Origin of the sequence: Ferrovibrio sp. (genome assembly GCF_036381655.1) — a bacterium.
Classification (GTDB): Bacteria; Pseudomonadota; Alphaproteobacteria; order Ferrovibrionales; family Ferrovibrionaceae; genus Ferrovibrio.
The window spans coordinates 143,426-164,312 of the sequence record NZ_DASVCJ010000065.1; the positions used below are offsets into that span (position 1 = coordinate 143,426).

The following is a 20,887-nucleotide window of genomic DNA, read 5'->3' on the forward strand; positions in this document are numbered from 1 at the left end:
CCGCCGCACGGGCTACAGGTCACTCGGGCTACAGGTCACCCAGGCGGAAATTCAGGCTCAGCACCTTGGGATAGCCATCGGCGTTGGGCGGCATCTTGAAGGGCTGCGCCAGCCGCATGGCGCGCAGGAAGGTTTCGATCGCGGTGCGGAATGCCGCGGCATTCGGCGTGTTCTCCACCTCGTCCCAATTGGTGACCATGGCATTCATGTCCCAGGGATCGTTCTTGCCGAAGGGCGGCGCCAGCATGCCGTTGGGCAGCACCTTGTAATTGCCGTAGATCTGGATGTTGCGGAATTGCGGCGCGCGAAAATCGATCACCCAGGCCTCGACGATCTGGCTGAGGAAGAAGTCGCTTTCCGACTGCGTCATCTCCGTGCCGGTCTTGCCGGCGCCGCCATTCGCCGTTCCCGCCGTGCGGTTGCCGGCCTGCGAAGGTGCCTTCGGTTGCGCCTTGCGGCCCTGCGGCGCGGCCTCGGCCTTGGCCTGCGGCTTCGCTGCCGGCGCGACCGGCGGCTTGGGTTCCGACGTCGCCTGCGATTGCGTCTGCGCCTTGTCACCCGCGCCGGGCGCGGAGCGCGATTCCTGATCAACCTTGGCGCCGCGCTGCAGTTGCGGAGTCTCCGGCGGCTTCGGCGCCGGCGGAAGGATCGGCTGCTCGGCTTGCGAGGGCGGCGGCTTTTGCGGCTGGGCCGCCGGCGTTGCGGTCGGCTTGGGCGCTTCGGGAACGACGAATTCGGCCAGGATCGGCGGCTGCGGCCGCGGCATATGCCAGGCCCAGGGTTCGCTGATCAGCACCACCACAATCAGGATATGCAACAGCAGCGAGAGCAGGATCGCCGTCCAGGATCTGCGATCCGGCCGCTCCCAGGGATCGTGGTCGAAAATGCTGGTCATGCTAGTCACTTAGGCTGCCGTTACGGCAGGCCAAGATTTTGCTCCTGCTGCCCCAGTCCGCTATAACCAGAACTGTCCGAGAAGATGCCAAAAGTTCCGGGAGAAAAGACGTGACCGACCCAGTCGTTTACGCCGTCCAAGACGGCGTCGCCATCCTTACCGTGGAAAACCCGCCGGTCAATGCGCTGAGCCAGGGCGTGCGCGCAGGGCTGATCGGCGGCCTGGACAAGGCCGATGCCGATGCGCGCGTGAACGCCGTCGTGATCATCGGCGGCGGGCGCACCTTCATTGCCGGCGCCGATATCCGCGAGTTCGGCAAGCCGCCGAGCCAGCCGTATCTGCCGCAGGTGCTTGAGCGCATCGAGGCGATGAAGAAGCCGGTCGTCGCCGCCCTGCACGGCACCGCCCTGGGCGGCGGTTTCGAGGTGGCGCTGACCTGCCATTGGCGGGTGGCGGTCGAGAGCGCCCAGGTCGGCCTGCCGGAGGTCAAGCTCGGCGTCATTCCCGGCTCCGGCGGCACCCAACGCCTGCCGCGCCTGATCGGCCCGAAACTGGCCCTCGACATGATCGTCCCCGGCAATCCGATCCCGGCCAGGAAAGCGCTCGAACTGGGCGTGCTGGACGAGATCGTCTCAGGCGACCTGCGCGCCGGCGCCGTCGGCTTCGCCAGGCGCGTCGTTGCCGAGAAACGCCCGCTGCGGCTGGTGCGCGACATGAACGAGAAGGTGTCGAACGTCGATCCGGCGCTGTTCGAGGAATACCGCAAGAGCATCGCGCGCAAGGCCAAGGGCTTCCTGGCGCCGTGGCACTGCATCGACGCGGTGGAGGCCGCCACCAAGCTGCCGATCGACGAAGGACTGAAGAAGGAGCGCGAGTATTTCTTCGAATGCATGGACAGCCCGCAGCGCAAGGCGCAGATCCATGCCTTCTTCGCCGAACGCGAGGCGCAGAAGATTCCCGATCTGCCGGCCGACGTGAAGCCGAAGCCGATCAAGTCGGCGGCCGTCGTCGGCGCCGGCACGATGGGCGGCGGCATCGCCATGAATTTCGCCAATGCCGGCATCCCGGTGAAGATCCTGGAGGTTTCGCAGGAAGCCCTGTCGCGCGGCCTTGGCGTGATCGAGAAGAACTACGCCACCTCGGTGCAGCGCGGTTCGATGAAACAGGAAGCGATGGACCGGGCGATGAAGCTGATCTCCGGCACCCAGCGCTACGAGGATATCGGCGAGGCCGATATCGTGGTGGAGGCCGTGTTTGAGGAGATGGCCGTCAAGAAGGAGGTCTTTGCCAAGCTCGACAAGACCATGAAGCCAGGCGCGGTGCTGGCCACCAACACCTCGACGCTCGATATCGACGAAATCGCCGCCAGCACGAAACGGCCGCAGGACGTGATCGGCACGCATTTCTTCAGCCCGGCGAACGTGATGAAGCTGCTGGAAAACGTGCGCGGCGCCAAATCCTCGCCCGAGACGATCGCCACCGTCATGGCTTTGGGCAAAACCCTCAAGAAGGTGCCCGTGCTGGCCGGCAACTGCGATGGATTCATCGGCAACCGCATGCTGCATGGCTATCTGCGGGAGGCGAATTTCCTGCTCGAGGAAGGCGCCACGCCGCAGCAGGTCGATCAGGCATTGGAGGAATTCGGCCTCGCCATGGGTCCGTTCCGGATGAGCGACCTGGCCGGACTGGATGTCGGCTGGCGCATCCGCAAGGGCAAGGCGCATCTGCGGCCCAAGGACGAGCGCTATTCCCCGGTGGCCGACCGGCTCTGCGAAATGGGCCGTTTCGGGCAGAAAACCGGCGCCGGCTTCTACAGGTACGAGGGCCGCACCCCCCATCCCGATCCGGCGGTGGAGGATGTCATCCGCCAGTCGGCCAAGGAGCAAGGCATTGAACGGCGGCAGATTTCCGCCGAAGAGATCGTCCAGCGCTGCATGTATCCGCTGGTCAACGAGGGTGCCAAGATTCTCGAGGAGGGCATCGCCATCCGGGCCAGCGATATCGACATCGTCTACCTTTTCGGCTATGGCTTCCCCGTTTATCGGGGCGGACCGATGTTCTGGGCCGAGCAGATCGGGCTCGACAAGGTGCTCGCCACGATCCGCGGCTTCCACAAGATCCACGGCAAGTTCTGGGAACCGGCCAAACTGCTGGTCGAACGCGCAGAGGCCGGCAAGGGGTGGAACGACCGCTGACAACGCCCATATGAGGGCCGAGCTTCAGAGGTAGTCCAAGAGTACGATGTCCGAACCCGCCCTCGCCGCCCAAGCCACGCCAGGCTCGGGCGCCTCAGGTCAAGCCGACCCCATTGGCGCCCGGCGCACTTTTGCGATCATCGCCCATCCCGACGCCGGCAAGACCACGCTGACCGAGAAGCTGCTGCTGTTCGGCGGCGCGATCCATCTTGCCGGCGCGGTGAAGGCGCGCGGCGAGAACCGCCGGGCGCGCTCGGACTGGCTGAAGATCGAGCAGCAGCGCGGCATCTCGGTCTCCACCTCGGTGATGAATTTCGAGTACGACGGCTGGACCTTCAACCTGCTGGACACGCCGGGCCACGAGGATTTCAGCGAGGATACCTATCGCACGCTGACCGCCGTGGACTCCGCCGTCATGGTGCTCGACGCCGCCAAGGGCATCGAGACGCAGACCCGAAAGCTGTTCGAGGTCTGCCGCCTGCGCGACATGCCGATCATCACCTTCATCAACAAGATGGACCGCGAAAGCCGCGATCCCTTCTCGCTGATGGACGAGATCGCCTCGACGCTGGCGCTCGATTGCGTGCCGGCCAACTGGCCGATCGGCATGGGCATGGATTTCAAGGGCTGCTACGACCTGTTCAACAAGCGGCTTTTGCTCACCGGCAAGGAAAACAGGAATCTCGAACCGGAAGTGATCATCCTGGAGAAGGGCCTGGACGATCCGCGCGCCGCAGAACTGCTGAGCGCCGAACAGCGCGCCAAGCTGCGGGAGGATATCGAGCTGATCGAGGCCGCCTGCCCGCCCTTCGATCTGGAGGCCTATCGCCAGGGCCATCTGACGCCGGTCTATTTCGGTACGGCTCTGAAGAATTTCGGCGTCGATGAACTGCTGAAGGGCCTCGGCCTGTTCGCGCCGCCGCCGCGCCCGCAGCCGAGCGAGAAGCGCATGGTCGAGCCGACCGAGAAGGCGGTCGCCGGCTTCGTGTTCAAGGTCCAGGCCAACATGGACAAGAACCACCGCGACCGCGTGGCGTTTCTCCGGCTCTGCTCGGGCCATTTCAAGCGCGGCATGAAGCTGAAGCAGGTGCGCAGCGGCAAGCCGATCACGGTGAGCAATCCGACGCTGTTCTTCGCCCGCGACCGTTCGCTGGCCGACGAGGCCTGGCCGGGCGACATCATCGGCATTCCCAATCACGGCACGCTGCGGGTCGGCGATACGCTGACCGAAGCCGAGGACCTGCGCTTCACCGGCATCCCCAATTTCGCGCCGGAAATCCTGCGCCGCGTGCGCCTGTCCGATCCGATGAAAGCCAAGCATCTGCAGCGCGCTCTGGAGGACCTGGCGGAAGAAGGCGTGACGCAGGTATTCCGGCCGCGCATCGGCGCCGACTGGATCGTCGGCCTGGTCGGGCCGCTGCAGCTCGACGTGCTGGCCGCGCGGCTGGGCGAGGAATACAACCTGCAGGTCGGTTTCGAAGCCGCCCCCTACGAGACGGCCCGGTGGATCGACGCCGAGGACAGGCACGACCTGGAGCAGTTCATCGAGCAGAACCGGGGCGCCATGGCCGATGACCGCGACGGCGCCCCCGTTTATCTTGCGCGCAATGCCTGGGAACTCTCCTATACCGAGAAGAAGTGGGATAAGATCCGCTTCCATGCGACGCGCGAACGCTCCTGACAGCCGCATCAGCCGGCGCCACCTGATCCTCGGCATTGCCGGCCTGGCGATGGCGGCCCGGCCGGCCTTGGCCGCCGAGGAACAGAAGAAAAAGAAAAAGAAATCGTCTTCCGAGGAGATGCCGGAGAAGCCTCCGGTCAACAGCCCCATCCTGATGGTCGAGGCCGTCACCGCGCCGGTCGCCGGCAATCCGCCCGGCACGGTGATCATGACGCTCAACATCGATTGCGGGACGGTGGAGAATGCCCGCGCCATCGATGCCCTGATGCCGCGCGTCTACAATGCCGTGATCTTCGAGCTCAACCGCGAACCCTGGGGCCGTGACGGGCGCATCTACGACCGCGATCTCGAACTGATCAAGCAGCGGCTGCTGTTCCAGATCAACCGCGCCCTGCAGGGCCCGAAGATCGAAGGCGTCTATATCCGCAGCCTGCAGGAAGTGCCCAGGCACTGATCGAGGCGCCCGGCTTTTCAAATGCCGGGCCGGGCGGCGGCCATGTTTAACTGATCGGACGCAGCACGATCCCGGCATAGATCCGGATCAGCGCCCGCACGATGGCCGGCGCGGCATTGACCAGGGCCTTGAACTGGGCGGCGCCGATCTGCTCGCAGGCCGTGGCTTCGCGGGCGATCGCCGTGGCGAGGCGCACGCCGTCGGTCAGCAGCGACAACTCGCCGAGCACCTCGCCGGCGCCGACGCTGCGCAGCTTCTCCTCCGAGCCGTCGTCCCGCTGCCGCACCAGATCGACCCGGCCGCTCTGGATCAGATAGGCGCTGTAGCTCGGCTGGCCGGCGCGGAAGATCACCTCGCCGGCGGCAAAGACCTTGCGGTCGAGCACCCGCATCGCGCTGCGTTCCGACTGCACCAGCGCCATCATCTCGCCGCTGCTCAGGACCGGTGACGGCATCGTCGTGGCGCTCCCGGAGGCGAAACGGATATGGCGGATCAGGGTCTGCAGCATGTAGCGCACCAGCGGCGGCGAGGCGGCCAGCGCCCGCTCCAAGGCCGCGCCATTGATGCGGCGGCATTGCGTCGGCTCGAGCGCGGCCACGCTGGCCGAACGCGGCGCCGGATCGATCAGCGCCATTTCGCCGACCACGCCGCCTTCGCCGAGCTCGGCGAGCCTGGCCCTGCCTTTCGCCGTGTTGCGGAAGACCTCGACCCTGCCGGACAGGATCAGATAGCAGAAATCGCCCTGATCGCCTTCGCGCAGCAGCAGGGCGCCGCGATCGAAGCTGAAGTCCTGGGCGGCGTCCTCGGTCATTCGTCGCGTTCGTCGTCGCGGCTGAACAGGATCGCCTTGGCGCGGATGTCGTCGATGCTGCCCATCAGATCGTCGATCTTGGCTTCGAGCTGCTGCGCCGCCTGACGGGCAAGCGACAATTCTTCCTCGACGGCCTGCAGCATGGCCTGGCGCGCAGCGCCGATGATCGCGCCGTTGGGCTGGGCCGGGAAACCCGCGCTCTTGGCAACGAAGCGGCGCACGGCGGATACGCTCGGCAACTGGCCCAGCACCAGCCTGGCCGGCACGGCCAGCACCACCCAGGCGTCGCCCCGGCGGAAGGCGCCGAAATCGCCCTTGCGGAATCCGGCTGCGGCATGCTGCCCCTCCTCGGCTCCGGGCAGGGTGAAGCTCGCCGCTTCCCAGCCGAAGGAGAGGAATTCCTGCTCGGCTGCGTCGGCTTCGCGTCCTGGAGTTTCATCCATGCCCTTCACCCCTTCCGTCTGCGCCGGCCACCGCCTCGGCATTGCGGCGCAGATTGTCGGCCGACAGCGTGCCGACGACAATACTGGAAACGCCGGGCAAGGCCGCCGCCTCGGCCAAGGCCCTGGCCGGATCGGCGACATGGCCGCTGGCCAGCGCCTTTTTCACCAGGATGCCCTTGCCGGCCTGTGCCGCCGCCGCGACGACGGCAGCCTCGTCACGCTGACCGGGATTATACGTCACCATCAGCACATCGACGCAACTCAACAGCTTGAGAGCGCCGGCGACCGTCTTGCCGGAAAAGCCGGTGGCGCGCAGCTTGCCCTGGCCTTTAAGCCCGGCCAGGGCCTCGGCTGCCGGCAGGAAACGGTCGCCATCCTCGCCGATGCCGTCGGAATGCAGCAGCACGGCATCAAGATAATCGGTACGCAGCCGGCGCAGGCTGCGCTCGACCGAAGCCCTGATCGCCGCCGGCGAGAAATCGAAGGACGACCGGCCGGCCTGGAAATCCTCGCCGGCCTTGGTGACGATCACCCAGTCTTCGCGGCGGCCCGGCAATAGCGCGCCGATGCGTTCTTCGCTGCTGCCATAGGCGGGCGCGGTATCCAGCAGATTGATGCCCAGGACCCGCGCCTGTTCCAGCAAGGCGACCACGGCTTTGTCGTCCGGCAGATCGAAACCGCGCGGATATTTCACGCCTTCATTGCGGCCGAATTTCACCGTGCCCAGCCCGAGCAGGCTGACCGCGATGCCCGTGCTGCCCAGCGGCCTCATTTCCATGACGCGCTCTCCCAGGGCGGAAGCGCGAAGCCGGGCGCTGCCCATTCGGCGGGAACAGCCGCAGCCCTCCCCGACGGGGGCGGCAGATCGGCCAGCGCCATGTCGGCCAGTTGCGGCGCCAGCGCCAGCTTGGTCGGCCAGGCAACGCGCAGATGGCCGATCCGTTTCAGCACCGGTCCTTCCGGCTTGCGGCCATCTTCCGTGGCGCCCTCGGCGCGATCCACGCGATGGCCCGCGAAGCGGCAGCGGCTGAGATCGAGCTTCGGCAGCAGCGTGGCGAATTCCTGCCGCGCCGCGGCGATCAGCTCGGCTTCGCCTTGCCGCACGCCATTTTCCGCGATCAGGCCGCCGACATACCAGACCAGCACGCCGTCTTGGCGCCGATGCGTGGTGATGGTCACGCGCGGCTTGTCGCCGGCGTCGAAGCAATGCGCCCAGAGCGGCGCTGGCGCATGCTCGACCAGCAGCATATGCAGCGGCCTTCGCTGCGCCGATGCCGGCGGCTGCTTCAGTTGCGCGAGGACGGTTTCGTTGCCGGCGCCGGCGGTGGCGATCATTGCCTGCGCCTGGATGCCATACACGCGGCCGTCGTCGCCCTGCACCGTCAGGCCATCCTCGGCGATCCGGAAATCCGGCGCGATTTTCTTGATGCGCTGCCAGCGCGGCTGGGCCAGCGTCCTGAGCAGGCTCGGCACGTCGAGCACCATCTCGTCCAACGCGTAAACTGCGCCGACACGATCGGGATCGCGCAAGGCGTCCGGCCATTGCCCGGCAGGCAGGGCATCGACGCGGCCATGCAGCAGCTTGCTGCCGAAAAAGCTGCCGATGCGGCTGGCCAGCGTGCGCCGCGCCCAGAAAAGATGCCGTTCCGCCGCGATCTTAGCGGCGCGCAGATCGATCTCGCCTCCGCCGTTCAGGCAGGCGCGCCAACGTTGCGGCATGTCGGCCAGGGCCTGGCTGTCCTGGCCCAGCTTCAGATCGAGCGCGTATTTCAGCCCGCCATGGATGATGCCCTGCGAGGCGAGCGTCTGCCCGGCGCCGAGCGAGCGGCTCTCCAGCAGCAGCGCGCTGTAGCCGGCCTTTTCCAGCCGCGCCAGCAGCCACAGGCCGGCGATGCCGCCGCCCAGGATGGCGACATCGACGCGGACCGGAACGGCATCCGCCATCCCTAGCTCCGCAGCCTCTCGATCGTCGCCGTCGTGCTTTGGCCGGCGACATGGCGCGAGACGCGGACTTCGCCGCCATAGGCGCGCACGATATCGGCGCCGACCACCTGATCGATGCTGTAATCGCCGCCCTTGACCAGCAAGTCCGGCTTCAGCAGTTCCAGCAGCGGGATCGGCGTGTCCTCCGCGAAGATGACCACCAGATCGACCAGCGACAGCGCCGCCAGCACCAGCGCGCGATGGCGCTCGTCCTGGACCGGGCGGGCCGGTCCTTTCAGTTTCTTGACCGAGGCGTCGGCGTTGATCGCGACGATCAGCCGGTCGCATTGCGCGCGCACCTCGCTCAGCAAGGCCAGATGCCCCGGATGCAGCAGGTCGAAGACGCCATTGGTGAAGCCGATCCGCTCGCCGCGGCTGCGCCAGAGATCGACACGCTCCTTGGCCTGCTTGCGGTTGACCAGCTTGGCGTCGATGCCATGCGGATCGGGCATGTGCAACGCGGCGCGCAGCTCGTCGGGATGCACCACGGCCGTGCCGACCTTGCCGACCACGATGCCCGCCGCGGCATTGGCGAGCCTTGCGGCCTGCGGCAGGCTGCGGCCCATGGCGATTGCCGCCGCCATGGTGGCGACCACGGTATCGCCGGCGCCGGAGACGTCGAAAACCTCGCGCGCTTCCGCCGCCAGATGCAGCGGTGCCGCCGCGCCGCCCTGCAAGAGGCTCATGCCGGCAGCGCCGCGCGTGATCAGCACATTGCCGATCCCGCATTCCTTCAACAGCTTCTCGCCGGCCTGCACCACGCTGTCATCGGCGTCGCAGGGCAGGCCCGTGGCCAGCGCCGCCTCCTGGCGGTTCGGCGTGACCAGCGTGACACCGCGATAGCGGCGGTAGTCGGCGCCCTTGGGATCGACCAGCACCGGCTTGCCGCGCTGCGCGGCCGCCGCGAGGATCGCCTTGATCACCGTGTCGGACACCACGCCCTTGGCGTAGTCCGACAGCACTACCGCGCCGCAATCGTCCATCGCCTCGATGGCGGCTTCGGCCAGCGCCGACAGGCTTTCCGGCCGCGGGGTCTTGCGGCTTTCGCGATCGACGCGCAGCAATTGCTGACGGCTGCCGATGAAGCGGCTCTTTTCGGTGGTGCGCAGGCTCTCGTCCACGACAAGCTGCGCCGAAACGCCCGGCTCCAGCGCCAGCACCTCGTTCAGTTCGTCGGCGGCGGCATCGTCGCCGACCAGTCCGATCAGCACGGCGGCGGCGCCCAGCGCGGCGACGTTGCGCGCCACGTTGCCGGCGCCGCCCGGCATGACGATGTCGCGTTCGGCCTGCATCACCGGAATCGGCGCTTCCGGCGAAATGCGGGCCACATCGCCATAGACGAAACGGTCCAGCATCACGTCGCCGACGATCAGAACGCGGGCGCCGGTGAAATCGGCCAGATCGGGGGTCAGATCGGACATGGCTTTCGATACACCGCCGGGGGATTGAATGCTAGGCCTGAATGCCCGGGCGGAACGCTACGTCTGCAGCAGACGCCGGCTGTCGCCCTCCAGCACCAGGGCGGTGAGCCGGCCCGTGGTATAGGCGCCGGTATCGATGCCGATCCGGTTCGGGCGCCATTCCACCTCATGCACCACGGTATGGCCATGCACCACCACCATGCCGTGATCAATCTCGGAATCGAGGAAGGAATCGCGGATCCAGATCATATGCTCGCGCGCCTGACGGTCGAGCGGCAGGCCGGGCTTGATGCCGGCATGGACGAACAGGTAATCGCCGAAGCGGCGCCCGGCAGGCAGGCCCTCCAGGAATTTCCAGTGATGCCGCGGCAGGGCGCCGCGCAGCGCCCGCTGGGTGATCAGCAGCTCGTCATAGGATTGCGGCACGCGGACATGATAGCTGCGCAGGGTCGCGTCGCCGCCATTCGCCAGCCAGAGCGAGCCGCTATAGGGCGCATCGAGGAATTCCAGCATCATCGCTTCGTGATTGCCGAGCAGCGGCACGGTCTCGATGCCCGAGGGCCGCGAGCGGCTGAGCCGGTCGATCACCTGGGCGGAGTCCGGCCCGCGGTCGATATAGTCGCCCAGATAGACGATGACGGTTTCGCTCGGCGCGCCGCTCGCCATGTCAGCTTCGATCAGGCCGTGCAGCCGTTCGAGCAGATCGAGGCGGCCATGGATATCGCCGATCGCGTAAATGCGGAGCCCGGGCGGTAGCCTGGCCTCCTGCAGCAGCATGGCTGATCCTATTGCGGCGAGCGCTTGGCGAGGATGCGCTGCAGCGTGCGGCGGTGCATCTTCAGGCGGCGCGCGGTTTCGGACACGTTGCGGTCGCAGAGTTCGAAGACCCGCTGGATATGCTCCCAGCGGACGCGCTCGGCCGACATCGGCTCGTCCGGCGGCGGCGGATGTGCGGCATTGCCGACCTTGAGCGCGCGATCGACATCGTCGGCATCGGCCGGCTTGGGCAGATAATCGACGGCGCCGGCCTTCACCGCGGCGACCGCCGTGGCGATATTGCCGTAGCCGGTCAGCATGACGATGCGGGCATCCTGCCGCGCCTGCCGGATGGCGCTGACCACATCCAGCCCGTTGCCGTCGGCGAGCCGCAAATCGACCACGGCATAGGCCGGCGGCCGGGCCCGGGCCATCTGGATGCCGACAGCGACGCTCTCGGCGGTCTGCACCTGATACCCCCGCTTTTCCATGGCGCGCGCCAGCCGCAGGCGCAGCGGCTCGTCATCGTCCACGATCAGCAACGTATTATTAGATGCGGTCTCGTTCATCGAACCCAAGAATGTACTCCACCGCCACGGGCGTGCAACCCTCGCCGCCGGCCGGTCGAACTACTTGCCCAAAGCCGAACGCGGCCAGGTGACGGTGACCCGCGTGCCGCCCTCGACCCGGTTGGCAAATGCCACCGTCGCGCCGCTGCGATGCAGCAGGTTCTTGGCGATGAAGACGCCCAGGCCCATGCCGCCGCTGTCGGGCCGGCTGGTCACATAGGGCTCGCCCAGGGCCGAGAGGATGTCGACATTCAGGCCGGGGCCGTCATCGAGGATGTCCAGGCTGACCGTCCGCTCGTTCCAGTTGATATGGACGGCAACGCGGCTGCGGGCGAATTCCATCGCGTTCTGCAGCAGATTGCTGAGACCATGGATGATCTCCGGCCGGCGCGGCAGGATCGGCGGCTCGCCCGCCCCCTTCGGCTCGATGTCGAAGGCGATGGCGGCGCGCCGCCAGGGCTGCGCCGCCATCTCGACCAGGTTGGCGATGCCGAGATCGGTGAAGGTCTGCGCATCGGCCTCGTCAGAGGGACGCCGCGCCAGCCGCGCCAGGATTTCGCGGCAGCGCTCGACCTGGCTCTGCAGCAGGGCGACATCCTCGGCGAGCGGACTGCCCGGCTCGACATCGCTGCGCATCTCGCGCACGACGACGGCGATGGTCCCCAGCGGCGAGCCGAGTTCATGCGCGGCGGCGGCGGCGAGGCTGCCCAGGGCCGAAACCTGCTGCTCGCGGGCGAGCGCCATCTGGGTCGCCGCCAGGGCGTCCGACATGCGCCGCGCTTCCTCGGCCACCTGCCAGGCATAGGCCGCGATGAACAGCGTGCCCAAGGTGAGCGCCAGGAAGGTGCCCCATTGATAGGTGGCCGGCAACTGGATCGCCGAGCCTTCGCCCCAGGGCAGCGGATAGTGATAGAGCGTCAGCAGCGCCGCCAGAACGAAGGCCAGGCCGCCGAGCATCACGGTGGAGCGCAGCGAGAGGATCGTCGCCGAAACCGTGACCGGCACCAGGATCAGCACGGAAAACGGATTGTCGACGCCGCCGGTCAGGAACAGCAAGACGCAAAGCTGCAGCAGGTCGAAGGCGAGATAGCCGGCCGCGCCCATCTCGGTGAGACGCTTGGCGGTCGGATAGACCACGAACAGCATGATGTTGAGCAGCGCCGAAATCCCCACCACCGCCAGGGCGGGCAGCAGCGGCAGGTGGAAATCGAGGCCGAAATGCACGAACAGGATCGCCAGCAACTGCCCGGCGATGGCGATCCAGCGCAGCAGCACCAGCGTCTGCAGGCGGACCCGCCCGCCCGCATCCTCGGCGGCGACCAGATGCGGGCCGAGGCGGTCGCGCAACGTCTCGAGGAGGGCTGCCATCAGAAAAGTTTCCCCGTCAGGATGAAGGCACCACTCTATCGCATGTCTTCGTGCCAGGTGCGGCCGTCGCGCTCGATCAGGCCGATGGCGGCCGAGGGCCCCCAGCTGCCGGCGGTATAGGGCTTCGGCGCATCGCCCTGCGCCTGCCAGCCGGCCAGGATCGGCTCGACCCAGCGCCAGGCGGACTCGACCTCGTCATTGCGCATGAACAGCATCGGGTTGCCGCGCACCACATCCATCAGCAGCCGCTCGTAGGCATCGGCCTGGCGGCCGCGGAAGGTATCGGCGAAGCTCAGGTTCAGCGGCGCCTGGCGCAGCCGCATGCCGCCGGGCCCCGGCACCTTGGTCATCATGTGCAGCGAGATGCCTTCGTCGGGCTGTAGGCGGATGACCAGCCGGTTCGGCACCATCTCGCTCGCCACGCCAGGAAAGATCAGATGCGGCACCGGGCGGAACTGCACGACGATCTCCGAGCGGCGCTGCGGCAGCCGCTTGCCGGTGCGCAGGTAGAACGGCACGCCGGCCCAGCGCCAGGTTTCGACATCGGCCTTGACCACGACGAAAGTCTCGGTGGTGGTGGCGTGATCCTCGACCTCCTCGGCATAGCCGGGCACGGCGACGCCATCGACGGCGCCGGCGCGATACTGGCCGCGCACGGTATGGGTCGCGACCGACCGCTCGGTCAGCGGCCGCAGCGCCTGCAGCACCTTCAGCTTCTCGTCGCGTACCGCATCGGCGCTGAAGGCATTCGGCGGCTCCATCGCCACCAGGCAGAGCAGTTGCAGCAGATGGTTCTGGATCATGTCGCGCAGCGCGCCGGCCTGGTCGTAATAGCCGGCGCGGCCTTCGACGCCGATCTTCTCGGCCACCGTGACCTGCACATGGTCGACCACGCCGCGATGCCAGATCGGCTCGAACAGCGCATTGGCGAAACGCAGCGCCATCAGGTTCTGCACCGTCTCCTTGCCGAGGTAATGGTCGATGCGGAAGATGCGCTCTTCCGGGAAGGCATGGCCGACCGCGCGGTTGATCGCCTGCGCCGAGGCGAGATCCTGGCCGATCGGTTTTTCCAGCACGACGCGGGCTTCCGGCCGGTTCAGCCCGGCGGCGGCGAGATTCTGGCAGACCGCGCCGAAGAAGCGCGGCGCCATGGCGAGATAGAAGACGACGATGCGCTCCGGCCCGCCATCGAGCGCGGCGGCCAGACGCTGGTAATCGCCGGCATGGGAGGCGTCCAGGCTGAGATAGTGGATGCGGGCGGCGAAGCGCTCGACCTGCTCGGCGTTCAGTTCCGCCGCCGGCACATGCTCCTGCAGGGCGCCGCGGGCGATGGCGCGGAACTCGTCGTCGGAATGGCTGGCGCGGGCGACCGCGAAGATGCGCGCATCGCTTTCCAGTTGCCCGGCGGCATCGCGCTGGTAGAGTGCCGGGATCAGCTTGCGCAGCGACAGATCGCCGGTGGCGCCGAAGATGACGAGGTCGAAGGAGAAACTGCCGCTCGGATGTCTCATGCCTCTAGGGTTACATGCTCCGGGCGATGCTTCAATCCTCGAGGAAATGCGGCTCAGGCCGTTCGTGCAGCGCCTCGTAATGCACCAGCGCGGGCCTGGGCCCGAGCGGCTGCGGCAGGCCGGCACGGAAAGCCCATTCCCCGCGTCGCAATCGGCGGCGGCGGCATAGCCGTTGATGTAGAGGCGGCGATCGGCCCGGGTCGCATTCGCGCCCGAGCCATGCACCAGATAGGGCGACCACAGCGCCACGTCGCCGGGCGCCAGCACCAGATCGGCCGCATCGGCGGGATCGAGCCCGGCCCGCCGCAGCGCCTCGTCCTGCATCGTCTGGTCCAGGATCGGCCCGTCGCCGCCGAGGCCGAGATCGCCGCCCGTATGGCTGCCCGGCAGGATGCGCATCACGCCGCTGGCCGGGCGGCGGAAACGGCAATCCTGGTGATAGGCGAAATCGACCCTGGCGGCGCCCGGCGGCTTCCAGTGCAGCTGATTGATGATCTGCTTGAGGTCGCCGCCCAGCAGCGGCCGCAGCAGCGCCAGCAGCCGCGCATCCAGCCGCACCGCGTTCAGCAGCCCGTCGCGCCAGGAGGGCCATTGCACCATGCGGACGATGCGGCCCAGCGCCGGATCCGCGCCGAGCCGGAACAGCAGGTTGCCATGGCGGAAGCTGCGGCCAAGACTCAAACTCTCGGCATAGAGCCGATCGAAGGCTGCCGCGATCGCCGCCACCTCGGACGGAGCGAACAGGCCGCGCACGACGGCGTAGCCATCCCGGTCGTAGTCCCGCTGCAGCCTGGCCGGGTCCGGCAGGCGGGCCTGCCAGTCCTAAGTCGGGTCTGGGTAGGCCATCATTGGGGATAATTCCGAGTCGTCCCCGTTCTGGCAGGCCTTACGCGCGGCGCCGAGCCAGATTCTTGTGGATAAGGCCAGAGTCCGGTTGACCGGGCGGCAAAATAAGGCATTACTCCATCTAGCGTCTCAGTCCAGATACGGGGGCTAGATATGGTGTGGACGGACGAGAAGGTAAAGCTTCTGGTTCAACTCTGGGAAAGCGGCCAGTCGATCACCCAGATCGGCAAGGCGCTCGGCATGACCCGGAATGCGGTGGTCGGCAAGGCCCACCGGATCGGCCTGGCCAAGCGGGCCTCGCCGATCATGCGCAGCGAAAAGCCTGCCCAGCCGCGGCCGGCGGTTAGTCATCACGCGGCGGCACCCGCCGCGCCGAGGGCGCCGGTACAGGTGAAGCAGGAGCCGGCGGCGATGCGCCAGGATAGCACGGCCGGCACCGCCGCGCCCCAGCCGCAGCTGACGGCAGCCATGCTGGCGGCGCTGCAGCCGTCCAGCGGGCCGCGCTGCAAATGGCCGATCGGCGATCCGAAAAGCGCAGAATTCGACTTCTGCGAGCACGTGGCCCTGCCGGGCAAGCCCTATTGCGCCCAGCATTGCGCAATGGCCTATACCAATTGGAATCCGGAGAGCGCCGTCGAGGCGGTCAAGGCGGTCAACGCCGCCTGACGCCGCGACGTTCCGGATTGCAAACGGCCCGGCGGTCTCCTCCGCCGGGCCTTTTCTTTGCCCCTGCCTTGCAGGCTGACGAATCTTTTTCCTGCCCGCCGCGGCGGCCTTCTATAATCCCGCCAGCCGGGCCGGGGCCCGGAACAGGGACTGGGCAGAGACTGGGCAGACACTGGGGAGGAAGCAATGGCCAGACGGGTCTTCAAGTCCGCGCTGCTGAAGCTGGGGCTGATCGCGTTGGGAGCGTTCGTTCTCGGCGCCGCCGCGCCGATGGCGGCGGCGCAGAAGGCGAAAAACGCCTTCAAGGTGACGAGCCCGAGTTTTCAGGCCGGCAAGTCGCTGCCGGTGGAGCATGTCTTCAAGGGCTTCGGCTGCGATGGCGGCAATGTCTCGCCGGCGCTCTCCTGGAGCGGCGCGCCGGCCGGCACCAAGAGCTTTGCGGTCACCATCTACGATCCCGATGCGCCGACCGGCAGCGGCTGGTGGCATTGGACGGTGTTCAACATTCCGCCGACGGTGAACAAGCTCGATGCCGGCGCCGGCAACGCCGATGGCAAGGGCCTGCCGCCCGGCGCCCAGCAGGGCCGCACCGATTTCGGCATGGCCGCTTTCGGCGGCGCCTGCCCGCCCCCGGGTGACAAGCCGCATCGCTACATCCTCACCGTCTTCGCATTGAAGATCGACAAGATCCCGCTGGATGCCAACGCCTCCGGCGCCCTGGTCGGCTTCTATCTCAATGCCAATACCCTGGCGAAGGCACAGATCACGGCGAAATACGGCCGCTGAGGCAGCGCCGTGGCGCCCTATTCCGCCGCCTGCGCGGCATGGGGCTCTCTGGCGCAGTTGACCATCCAGGGCGTCCCGAAGCGGTCGGTGAACATGCCGAAGCGCCGCGCCCAGAAGGTTTCTCCGAGCGGCATCGTGACGCTGCCGCCTTGCGACAGCGTGTTATAGACGCGCTCAGCCTCGGCCGGATCGTCGATGTTCAGCGCGACAGTGGCGCCGGCCGGCTTCTGATACATGCCCGGCGGCGCGTCGCCGCCCATCAGCAGCACGCCGTCGATCTCCATGCAGGCATGCATGATCTTGTCGGCCGGCATCTGCGTCGGGCCGCAGCCCTCGGCCGGCTGCTGCTGTTTCGCATCGGCCGGCATGTCGGCCCAGGTCAGCATCGCCATCATGCGCCCGCCAAGCACGGCGGCATAGAATGCGAAGGCCTCGCGGCAATTGCCGTCGAAGGACAGATAGGGGTTGAGACGCATGGCGATCCTCCTCTGGAGATCTGGCTGTTGTTGCGTTCGGCGCGAGGCAAGACGCGGCAGGGCCGCGATTGACGCCGCACCATTATGTTGATATCAACGTAACTGTCAATCACCAAAACATGAGGCTTGCTGCGATGAGCTATGTCGACGGGTTCCTGCTGGCGGTGCCGAGACGCAAGCTGGCGGCCTACCGCAAAATGGCGGCGCTGGCCGGCAAGGTCTGGCGCGAGCATGGCGCGCTCGACTTCCGCGAATGCGTCGGCGAGGATCTTTCGCCGGGCATGGGCCTGCCATTCCCCAAGCTGATGAAGCTGAAGCGCGGCGAGGTTCCGGTCTTCTCCTTCATCGTCTTCAAGTCGCGCGCCCATCGCGACCGCGTCAACAAGAAGGTGCTCGGCGATCCGCGCCTCAAGGATGCCTGCGACCCGAACGACATGCCGTTCGATCCGAAGCGCATGTGCTATGGCGGGTTCCAGACCATCGTGGAGTGACAACCTGGCGTGATAGCACGGCGTCAGCCCAGCTTCGCGCGCCATACCGCTCGACCGGACGCACGCCATGCCCGAGCATGGGCTTGCCCGGATCGGAGAGGCGGCGGTAACCGAGGATCCGCTGCGGATTCTCCAGCGCCCAGCGGATCGCCTCATGGCCCAGCCAGAGATTCGTGCTGACGACCGGATCGGAGATGGTGTAGTCCGGCGTCCAGACTTAGACCTGATGGCGGTTCGAGCAATATTTGCCAAGCAGTGAAAAGAAGGCCCGCATGAAGGGCTTGTGGCCTTCATTCTTCGGGTCGATGGCGAAATCGATGCTCCCGTCGACAACGCGTTCCGGCTCGTCACGTCGGGCCGGGTAGATTGCGCCTTTCGACTCTATTCTCATATAGGGTATCGGAACGACGGTCTTCGTCCGCCAGCGCGGAAAACCGTCATAGGGGACGAATTCCAGTATCCAGTCCGGATCGAAGCCGACCACGACCTCTTCGGGTAATTCATCCGGGACATGGCGGGCTCCGGGGCTGTCGATGAGAACTAAGAAGAAAATCATTGACAATATTCCCAATTATATACTTGACTGAACGGGCCGGAAAATTGTTGGGCGGGAGAGCGGGTGTGTTAATCTCCCGCTATGCGGGTGAAGGAGATTCTCCGGGCGGCGAAGACCGCCGTGACGGTTGGCCCATGGTCAACTGGGCGCATTCCGTATTCCAGCTTTCCGATGGCCAAAGCCAAGTCCAAGGCGTTCAAGTATGGCCCGGCCTACAGATGGCGACTCGTCGAGTTCGACGCCTTGGGTGTTCATTGTCGGGTAATGATTTTATTCAATTACTCGAAGCAGATATTCCGGGCTACGCTCGGGGTGGAATTGCCCGGTGGTATGGTTATCGCAGCCGATCACGAGTGGCACCAAAATGAACCAGGATGGCACTGTCATGTTTTCACCGGAAACGTGTCAGAGGCTACAAGCGACGCCCGGCGGCGCCATATGAATCGATGGCCGGCTGGCGTAAGCGGTGAAGGGAAATGCGTCGGTTCTGAATCTGAGGCATTCCAGAGGGCAATGTCCTTTTTCAGAATCACCGCCGGAAGCGGAGACTTGGTGTGAAGGAGCAGCTTTGCAAAGCCTTCTGTGATGAACTTCGAATAACCGAGGTTCCGCTGGGCTATGCGGTAGGCACAGCTTTCCGCCGTCCAGACGGCGACGCCGTAGGATTCTACATCAACTACGACCGCAAGACCCCGGGCATGGCTCGCCTAGAGGACGACGGAGAGACCATGCCCGCCTTGGAAGCGGCGGGCGTTGACTTCTCGGATGGAGGGCCTCGCAGCGAAGCCTTCTCACAGCTTTGCGCTGAGCACAGCGTTTTTCATGATGTGGATGAAAACGTCTTGCACACGCAATTCATGGCGGAAGAACTGCTGCCGGCCGCCGCGGTAAAATTCGTTGCGTTCCTTCTTCGCGTACAAGACTTCCTGCTCGTAACGCGAGAGCGAGTAGAAGACACGTTTAAGCGCGATGTTGTGAACGCGGTTAAGGAGAGCTTCGCTGGTCGTGCTCGAATCGAGACGGACTATGTCTTCGGGGAAGGGTACAAAGATGATCCCGTAGACATCGCAATCATCGCAGAGGGCCGCGAACCGCTCGCCGTATTCATTGGGACCTCGGAAACGAGAGCGCTTGAGGCATTGCTGTTTTACGACCGCGTTACGTACAAGACTGCGATGCCATGCCGAGTCATTCTAATCGTTGACTCTACACATACCCAAAAGGTCAGGGCGCGCACCCTAAATAGAGTCGTTAACGAGATGCCTATTGCGGCATTTAGGGACGAAAAGTTGGCTGTCATGACCCGTTTGGAGCGCGAAGTTTTTGGCCGTCAGGGAACGGTGCATTGATCAAGCAATCTGACGATGCAAAGCGAGACGAGGTATTGAAGCGGATGCTTCAGACCCCGCCGAAGCCGCATCACAAAAAAGAGGCTTTACACGAATCAGGAAAGCGTGATTCAGTCCCACGTAAGAAGAAGGGCGGCGGCCCTAAGACCGCCGCCCCCAGCCGAGATAAGTAAGTCCGGGAAGACTAATTACTTATCCTTCTTGTCGGTCTTGATGGTCTCAACAACAGCAGTTTCCTTCTGTTGTTGGGCCTTCTCGACCGGCATAAAGCGCCCGTCTATAGCGCTACGACCAATCTTGAATTTCGCCATGATAATCACCTCCTTTCCCTGGGATGGCCCCGCCCGTTTCAGGGCATGACCTCAGGAACGGCGATGATCGACGAATCGAGCGTGTCGCAGGATTAAGCGTTACCCTACGTCACCCGCAAAGCAACCTATTTTTTCAAACGACTCGACAGGAGTTGAAAATAAAGTGCGCGGTACACCGCTCGGCGCACCGCAGCTTGACTAACCGGCGCTGGCGCGGTTAGTCCGCCGATAGGTCAGGCGCTTGCCTTCCGCGCCCTTGTGCGACAGGACGGCGCGGGTGTCATCATCAACCGAGCGGCCGTTGTAGCGGAAATCAAACTCCGCCAGATAACGGTGCAGGTGCTTCTCGCCGCAATGCTGGTAAACGCCACGCATGCCGCGCTTGAAGATCGAAAAGAAGCCTTCAACCGTGTTGGTGTGGACTTCGCCGCGAGCGTATTCACGGGCGGAATGCACCACAGTGGAATGCTCTGCGAAGTCTTTGCCGGGCTTCATGTAGAGGCGGCTTTCGTCGGTAAACAGCTTGCTTTCACGCGAGATGTTTTCGTTGACGATGGCGGTCACATACTGCGCGGTTGCCTGCGGCACATGGAACGAGCGCACGTTGCCACCGCGCTCCACGAGCGAGACGATTGCGCGCTTGTTTGACGGGCCGGACTTGCCGCCCTTGGTATATGGGCCTTTGCGCGGATCGCGGGGCTTCGGCTCAGCAACGGGGCCAAAGTAGGTCTCGTCTGCTTCCACAATCTTGCCTTCACCGCCGAGCGGGCCGGGCGTGGTATCGCGCATGCTCTCGCGGATGCGATGGGCCATAAACCAAGCGGTCTTATAGGTGACGCCCAGCATGCGGTGAAGCTGGTGGGCAGACATGCCTTTCTTGCTGGCGCAAAGCAGATGGGTAGCCAGTACCCACTTATGCAGGGGAACGTGGCTGCGCTCGTAAACGGTGCCGACGCGGACGGTGTACTTCTTGCGGCAGGCGGAGCAATGGAACCAGCCGTCGCCCATGCTTTGACCGCCCAGCGCCTTGCTCTCATCGGTGACGCCGCAATAGGGGCAGACCGGACCTTCCGGCCAGCGGATCTGCTCCAGATGCAGGCGGGCGGCGGTTTCGTCGGTGTAGATGGGATTGGTCAGGTCGGTCATGGCTTTAGCTCCTGAGAGCCTTTGTAGCCCGTCCGGTCTGTTCAGTCAAGTATATAATCGGGACAATATTCCTGTCTCATATACCATCTATGTTCTCTCCGTCAAGAGGCAATTTTCCTCAAGGACGGAGCCGCTGTCGGACATCGTGCAGGATGGTTACTCGCGTATTCAGC

General features: G+C 65.5%; 21 protein-coding genes and 1 pseudogene. 7 read left to right on the forward strand and 15 right to left on the reverse strand.

Translation table 11 applies throughout. From position 1 onward, the window contains the following. Positions 1–28: 28 nt before the first annotated feature. Entirely contained in the window at positions 29–895 is an 867-nt protein-coding gene (locus VF194_RS14490) for a hypothetical protein (protein WP_330891889.1), read from the reverse strand. Positions 896–1,005: 110 nt separating this feature from the next. On the opposite strand from VF194_RS14490, the gene VF194_RS14495 reads away from it, so the two are divergent. From VF194_RS14495 to VF194_RS14505, 3 genes are read left to right on the forward strand one after another with little or no spacing between them, the layout of a single operon-like run. Beyond that, positions 1,006–3,090, forward strand: a complete 2,085-nt coding sequence (locus tag VF194_RS14495) for a 3-hydroxyacyl-CoA dehydrogenase NAD-binding domain-containing protein (RefSeq protein ID WP_330891890.1) — start codon at positions 1,006–1,008, stop codon at positions 3,088–3,090. 46 nt (positions 3,091–3,136) lie between these two features. Continuing rightward, positions 3,137–4,771, forward strand: coding sequence for a peptide chain release factor 3 (locus tag VF194_RS14500; RefSeq protein WP_330891891.1), 1,635 nt, complete (start codon positions 3,137–3,139; stop codon positions 4,769–4,771). Then, positions 4,749–5,225 carry a hypothetical protein gene (locus VF194_RS14505; protein WP_330891892.1) on the forward strand — a complete coding sequence of 159 codons (477 nt, stop codon included), beginning with the start codon at positions 4,749–4,751 and terminating at the stop codon, positions 5,223–5,225. The genes VF194_RS14500 and VF194_RS14505 overlap by 23 nt, the downstream gene beginning before the upstream one ends. 46 nt (positions 5,226–5,271) lie before the next feature. On the opposite strand, the gene VF194_RS14510 is transcribed toward VF194_RS14505, so the two are convergent. The 10 genes and pseudogenes from VF194_RS14510 to VF194_RS19865 all read right to left on the reverse strand — a co-directional run. Then, the gene (locus VF194_RS14510) at positions 5,272–6,036 is read right to left on the reverse strand and encodes a cyclic nucleotide-binding domain-containing protein (protein ID WP_330891893.1); all 765 of its coding nucleotides are present in this window, start codon (positions 6,034–6,036) and stop codon (positions 5,272–5,274) included. Next, positions 6,033–6,479: a hypothetical protein gene (locus VF194_RS14515; RefSeq protein WP_330891894.1), complete on the reverse strand. Its 447-nt coding sequence runs from the start codon at positions 6,477–6,479 to the stop codon at positions 6,033–6,035. Before VF194_RS14515 ends, VF194_RS14510 begins: the two co-directional genes overlap by 4 nt. Continuing rightward, positions 6,472–7,257 carry an aldo/keto reductase gene (locus VF194_RS14520; protein WP_330891895.1) on the reverse strand — a complete coding sequence of 262 codons (786 nt, stop codon included), beginning with the start codon at positions 7,255–7,257 and terminating at the stop codon, positions 6,472–6,474. The genes VF194_RS14515 and VF194_RS14520 overlap by 8 nt, the downstream gene beginning before the upstream one ends. Next, positions 7,248–8,423 (reverse strand): FAD-dependent oxidoreductase, encoded by a 1,176-nt coding sequence (locus VF194_RS14525; protein ID WP_330891896.1) that lies wholly within the window; start codon positions 8,421–8,423, stop codon positions 7,248–7,250. Before VF194_RS14525 ends, VF194_RS14520 begins: the two co-directional genes overlap by 10 nt. A 2-nt stretch (positions 8,424–8,425) precedes the next feature. Next, the gene (hldE, locus tag VF194_RS14530) at positions 8,426–9,883 is read right to left on the reverse strand and encodes a bifunctional D-glycero-beta-D-manno-heptose-7-phosphate kinase/D-glycero-beta-D-manno-heptose 1-phosphate adenylyltransferase HldE (protein ID WP_330891897.1); all 1,458 of its coding nucleotides are present in this window, start codon (positions 9,881–9,883) and stop codon (positions 8,426–8,428) included. Positions 9,884–9,940: 57 nt separating this feature from the next. Continuing rightward, on the reverse strand, positions 9,941–10,660 hold the full coding sequence (locus tag VF194_RS14535; RefSeq protein WP_330891898.1) for a metallophosphoesterase: 720 nt from the start codon (positions 10,658–10,660) through the stop codon (positions 9,941–9,943). Between the two features lie 8 nt (positions 10,661–10,668). Next, positions 10,669–11,208: an ActR/PrrA/RegA family redox response regulator transcription factor gene (locus VF194_RS14540; RefSeq protein WP_330891986.1), complete on the reverse strand. Its 540-nt coding sequence runs from the start codon at positions 11,206–11,208 to the stop codon at positions 10,669–10,671. A 60-nt stretch (positions 11,209–11,268) separates the two neighbouring features. Next, positions 11,269–12,576 carry an ActS/PrrB/RegB family redox-sensitive histidine kinase gene (locus tag VF194_RS14545; protein ID WP_330891899.1) on the reverse strand — a complete coding sequence of 436 codons (1,308 nt, stop codon included), beginning with the start codon at positions 12,574–12,576 and terminating at the stop codon, positions 11,269–11,271. Between the two features lie 35 nt (positions 12,577–12,611). After that, positions 12,612–14,087 carry a glucose-6-phosphate dehydrogenase gene (gene zwf, locus VF194_RS19860; protein WP_414656112.1) on the reverse strand — a complete coding sequence of 492 codons (1,476 nt, stop codon included), beginning with the start codon at positions 14,085–14,087 and terminating at the stop codon, positions 12,612–12,614. Between the two features lie 195 nt (positions 14,088–14,282). Then, a pseudogene (locus VF194_RS19865) lies at positions 14,283–14,894 on the reverse strand (phytanoyl-CoA dioxygenase family protein); the annotation flags it as partial. Between the two features lie 192 nt (positions 14,895–15,086). Here VF194_RS19865 and VF194_RS14555 point away from each other — a divergent pair. Together VF194_RS14555 and VF194_RS14560 are read left to right on the forward strand one after the other, a co-directional pair. Next, positions 15,087–15,599 carry a GcrA family cell cycle regulator gene (locus VF194_RS14555; RefSeq protein WP_330891900.1) on the forward strand — a complete coding sequence of 171 codons (513 nt, stop codon included), beginning with the start codon at positions 15,087–15,089 and terminating at the stop codon, positions 15,597–15,599. 186 nt (positions 15,600–15,785) lie between these two features. Further along, entirely contained in the window at positions 15,786–16,385 is a 600-nt protein-coding gene (locus VF194_RS14560; RefSeq protein WP_330891901.1) for a kinase inhibitor, read from the forward strand. A gap of 17 nt (positions 16,386–16,402) precedes the next feature. Here the strand turns inward: VF194_RS14560 and VF194_RS14565 are convergent, their stop codons facing one another. After that, positions 16,403–16,861 carry a VOC family protein gene (locus VF194_RS14565; RefSeq protein WP_330891902.1) on the reverse strand — a complete coding sequence of 153 codons (459 nt, stop codon included), beginning with the start codon at positions 16,859–16,861 and terminating at the stop codon, positions 16,403–16,405. Between the two features lie 134 nt (positions 16,862–16,995). Between VF194_RS14565 and VF194_RS14570 the strand changes: the two genes are divergently transcribed. Continuing rightward, entirely contained in the window at positions 16,996–17,352 is a 357-nt protein-coding gene (locus VF194_RS14570; RefSeq protein ID WP_330891903.1) for a DUF1428 domain-containing protein, read from the forward strand. 217 nt (positions 17,353–17,569) lie between these two features. On the opposite strand, the gene VF194_RS14575 is transcribed toward VF194_RS14570, so the two are convergent. Further along, positions 17,570–17,908 (reverse strand): hypothetical protein, encoded by a 339-nt coding sequence (locus VF194_RS14575; protein WP_330891904.1) that lies wholly within the window; start codon positions 17,906–17,908, stop codon positions 17,570–17,572. A gap of 554 nt (positions 17,909–18,462) precedes the next feature. On the opposite strand from VF194_RS14575, the gene VF194_RS14580 reads away from it, so the two are divergent. Next, positions 18,463–19,257, forward strand: coding sequence for a DUF1828 domain-containing protein (locus VF194_RS14580; protein WP_330891905.1), 795 nt, complete (start codon positions 18,463–18,465; stop codon positions 19,255–19,257). Positions 19,258–19,445: 188 nt separating this feature from the next. Here the strand turns inward: VF194_RS14580 and VF194_RS14585 are convergent, their stop codons facing one another. After that, positions 19,446–19,568 carry a hypothetical protein gene (locus VF194_RS14585; RefSeq protein ID WP_330891906.1) on the reverse strand — a complete coding sequence of 41 codons (123 nt, stop codon included), beginning with the start codon at positions 19,566–19,568 and terminating at the stop codon, positions 19,446–19,448. Between the two features lie 198 nt (positions 19,569–19,766). Beyond that, on the reverse strand, positions 19,767–20,714 hold the full coding sequence (locus VF194_RS14590; protein ID WP_330891907.1) for an IS1595 family transposase: 948 nt from the start codon (positions 20,712–20,714) through the stop codon (positions 19,767–19,769). Positions 20,715–20,887: the final 173 nt, after the last annotated feature.